This is a genomic window from Methylobacterium sp. WL19 (assembly GCF_008040005.1).
In the GTDB taxonomy this organism is placed as follows: Bacteria; Pseudomonadota; Alphaproteobacteria; order Rhizobiales; family Beijerinckiaceae; genus Methylobacterium; species Methylobacterium bullatum.
In genome coordinates this window covers 1-3,629 of record NZ_VRVC01000227.1, presented here as the reverse complement: position 1 = coordinate 3,629, position 3,629 = coordinate 1, and the positions used below count along the sequence as shown (strand labels likewise).

Below are 3,629 nucleotides of genomic sequence, written 5' to 3'. Positions count from 1 at the left end.
CCGTGACCCTGGCCGCCGGGGACGGCGATCTGGCCGGCCGCCTCGCCGCCGCCCTGTCCGGCCCGGCTCTGCGCGTCTATCACACCGACGACGTGCGCGGCGTCGAGATCGGGGGGGCGGGCAAGAACGTCCTCGCCATCGCCTCCGGCATCGTCGCGGGGCGCGGCCTCGGCGAGAGCGCCCGCGCCGCCCTCATCGCGCGGGCCTTCGCCGAGCTCATGCGCTTCGCCCGCGCCTATGGCGGACGGCCGGAGACGCTGATGGGCCTGTCCGGTCTCGGCGACCTCGTATTGACCGCCTCCTCGCCGCAATCGCGCAACTTCGCCTTCGGTCAACGCCTCGGCGCCGGGGCCACCCCGGAGGAAGCCTCCGGCGGCAAGCTCGCGGAAGGCGCCTTCACCGCCGCCGCCCTCATCGCCCTGGCGCGCCGCAACGCGGTGGAGATGCCGGTGGCCGAGGCCGTGGCCGCCATCGTCTCCGGGGAAGCGAGCGTCGACGCCGTGGTGGCGGGCCTCCTCGCCCGCCCCCTCAAGCGGGAAGCCGAATGAGCACGGGGCCGATCCACGCTTACCTTGCCGGTCTCGGGCGCGACGGCGCGCGTCGCAGCCTCGCCGACATCCTCGCCTTCGACGATGCGCGGATTGAGGGCGTCCACGACTACATCCAATGGTGCTTTCCCCTGGCCGAGGCCAGCCGCGCGGTGCCGGGCGCCCCGGTGCTCGGGCGCGACGAAGCCGAGGCGATCCGCGCCGACGAGGCCGCGCGAGAAGGCCTGCGCTCGGCGCTGGCGCGGATGCGGCTCTTCTATACCCGCACCGACGGCTGGCTGCGCCCCTACGACCACAACCACCTGCGCATCACCCGGATCCTCACCGCGATCCGCCCCCTCCTCGGTCCGGACGAGGCGGAGGCGTTCCACGCCTTCGTGACCGCGCGCAACGCACAAGCCGGCTCGCCCATCAACCAGGACAGCCTGCGCTACTGGGGATCGGCCCTCTGCGACGCCTGACGGCCACGCTTTCCCGCGCTAAGGAGGCGCGACGATCGAAAAGGCGACCGATGGCGTACTGGCTCTACAAATCCGAACCCAAGACCTGGTCCTGGGACCAGCAGGTCGAGGCGGGGGAGCACGGCACGCCCTGGAACGGGGTGCGCAACCACGTGGCCAAGCTCAACCTCATGGCGATGCAGGTGGGCGAGCGCGGGTTCTTCTACCATTCCAACGAGGGCAAGGCGGTGGTGGGGGTCGTCGAGGTGATCCGCCCCTATTACCCGGACGACACCGACCCGACCGGCCGGTTCGGCATGGTCGACCTGCGGGCCGTCGAGCCTCTGGCGCGTCCGGTGACCCTGGAGGCGATCAAGGCCGAGCCCCGCCTGAAGGCGATGGTGCTCGCCAACAATTCCCGCCTGTCGGTGCAGCCGGTGACGGAGGAGGAATGGAGGATCGTGCGGGAGATGGGTGGGCTGGGCTGACCATCCGGCACCCGCGCCGTCACGACGGCGACGCGGTTCAGCCCTGCCGCTGCGCCTGGGTCACCGCCACGTGGATGAGTTCGGCCAGCGTCCGCACGCCGAGCTTCTGGCGCATCTGCGAGCAGGCGTTGGTGACGGTCTTGTAGCTCACCGACAGGTCGCTCGCGATGGCGCCGTAGGACTTGCCCTGGGCGAGGCGGGTGAGGATCTGCTGCTCGCGCGGGGTCAACTGGCTTTCGGGCGTGCGGCGCGGATCGGTGCGCAGCATGGCGACCTCGGTGGCCAGACGCCGGTCGAGATAGACCTGGCCGGAACGGACCTTCTCGAACGCCTCGAACAATTCCACCGAGGCGTGGTCCTTCAGCACGTAGCCCAGCGCCCCGGCCTCCAGAGCCCGCGAGACGATCACCGGGTCGTTGTGCATGCTGAAGACGAGGATGCGGATGCCGGGCGAGGCGCTGCGCATCCGGCGGATGAGATCGAGACCCGCGAGCCCGCTGCCCTGGAAGGTCAGGTCGCAGATCACCATCGAGGGGCGCAGGCGGAAGAACAGGCGATAGCCGGCCACTGTGCTGGTGGCCTCGGCGATCCGCTCGATTCCGGCGTCTTCGAGGACGCGGCGGCAGCCCTGGAGGACGATCGGATGATCGTCGATCACGAGGACGGGCGCCTGGGTCGATGTCGGTGTGAACGCGTTCATGCGGGAACGATCGGGCTCGTGTCCTCGGCCCGCTCGGGATCGAGCGGTATCGCTATCCGGACAACCGTCCCCGGCGCCGCATTGTCAAGCCGAAATGTGCCGCTGAGCGCTTCCACGCGCTCCCGCATCCCCGATAAACCCATTCCGCCGCGAAACCCGCCATCGAGGCTGGCGGATGGGGTGCCGTGGTCGGCGGGCAGGCCGGTGCCGTCGTCGCGGATGACGAGGCGCAGTTCGTCGGCGACCGCGCGCTCGCTCGCCTCCACCGTCACGGTGCGGGCCGCGCCATGGCGCACGGCGTTGGTCATGCTCTCCTGGATGCAGCGGAACACCGTGAGATCGATGAGGTCGCCGTAGCCGCGGGCGAGATCGGTGAACGTCCCCGAGAACGTCGTCCCCGGATGGCGGCTGCGGAAGTTGCGCAGGAGCAGCTGCAGGCACTCGGCGAGCGGCACCTGCCCGAGGGCGTGCGGGCGCAGGCGGTTGAGGAGGTCGCGGTTGAGGCCCTGGACCTGACCGACGATGGTGCTGATCTCCTCGGCGCGGGCGGCGAGCTTGCTGCGGTCGGGCTCGGTGGCGCCCTGCGCCATCCGCGTCACCGAGGCGGCGTTCGCCTCCAGGGCGAAGAGGCAGGGGCCGAACTCGTCGTGGAGCTCCAGGGCCGTGCGGCGCCGCTCGTCGTCCTGGGCGGTGAGAAGCTGCCGGTTGAGGCGGCCGTTCGCGGCGCGGGCCTCGGCGAGCGCCCCGGCCACGCTGTTGAAGCGCTCGGCGATGACGGCGAGTTCCCGCGAGGCCGGCGGGTCGAGCCGCGCGGTGTAATCGTGCCGCTCCAGTTGGGTCAGCCCGTCGGCGAGCTGGGTCAGGGGGGCGAGGACCCGGCCGAAGGCGATGTAGAGGGCGCCGAGCAGGCCGAGATTGAGGCACAGGCTCGCCAGCGAGAGGGAGACGGTATAGCCCCAGACCTCGTCGATCTCGTCGAGGGGCTCCGTGGTGATGAGGGCGGTGCCGATCCGATGCTCCTGCGCCACGATGGGCAGGTCGTCCCGCTGCGGCGTCGGGGCGATCAGCTCGGCGAACCAGCGCGGCGCCAGATGGGTCTCGCGGCGGGGGCGGGGATTGGCGAGGGCCACCTTGCGGCCCTCCGCATCGAAGACCGCGACCCGGACGTGGCGAAGCCCCTGGACGCGCAGTTCCAGGGTCTGGAGCAGGCGCGCGGGCGAATCGGACTGGGCGAGACCGATCGTATCGGAGACGATCAGCTCGATATTGGCCAAAGCCGCCTTCATCTCCACCTCCACCGCCGAGCGGGCGTTCACCACGATCAGGCTGAAGGAGACGAGGGCGGCCAGGAGGTCGATGGCGAGGACGAGGACGACGAGGCGTGCCCGCGTCGGCAGGGCGGCCCAGGTCGGGCGTCGCGAGGCGCCACTCGCGGTTTCCACGGGGGGAGGGC

The 3,629-nt window shown here is 71.1% G+C and carries 5 protein-coding genes; 3 read left to right on the top strand and 2 right to left on the bottom strand.

Annotation, left to right across the window (positions count from 1 at the left end; translation table 11 throughout):
- The 3 genes from FV220_RS24415 to FV220_RS24405 all read left to right on the top strand — a co-directional run.
- The coding region (locus FV220_RS24415) for an NAD(P)H-dependent glycerol-3-phosphate dehydrogenase (RefSeq protein ID WP_348642107.1) at nt 1–548 on the top strand (548 nt) is incomplete at its 5' end.
- Nucleotides 545–1,009: an opioid growth factor receptor-related protein gene (locus tag FV220_RS24410; protein WP_147833517.1), complete on the top strand. Its 465-nt coding sequence runs from the start codon at nt 545–547 to the stop codon at nt 1,007–1,009. The genes FV220_RS24415 and FV220_RS24410, both read left to right, overlap by 4 nt.
- A gap of 50 nt (nt 1,010–1,059) precedes the next feature.
- Nucleotides 1,060–1,476, top strand: coding sequence for an EVE domain-containing protein (locus FV220_RS24405; protein ID WP_147833516.1), 417 nt, complete (start codon nt 1,060–1,062; stop codon nt 1,474–1,476).
- Between the two features lie 37 nt (nt 1,477–1,513).
- Here the strand turns inward: FV220_RS24405 and FV220_RS24400 are convergent, their stop codons facing one another.
- Both FV220_RS24400 and FV220_RS24395 read right to left on the bottom strand, forming a co-directional pair.
- On the bottom strand, nt 1,514–2,176 hold the full coding sequence (locus tag FV220_RS24400) for a response regulator transcription factor (protein ID WP_018042257.1): 663 nt from the start codon (nt 2,174–2,176) through the stop codon (nt 1,514–1,516).
- Nucleotides 2,173–3,618, bottom strand: coding sequence for an ATP-binding protein (locus FV220_RS24395; protein WP_147833518.1), 1,446 nt, complete (start codon nt 3,616–3,618; stop codon nt 2,173–2,175). Before FV220_RS24395 ends, FV220_RS24400 begins: the two co-directional genes overlap by 4 nt.
- Nucleotides 3,619–3,629 lie beyond the last annotated feature (11 nt).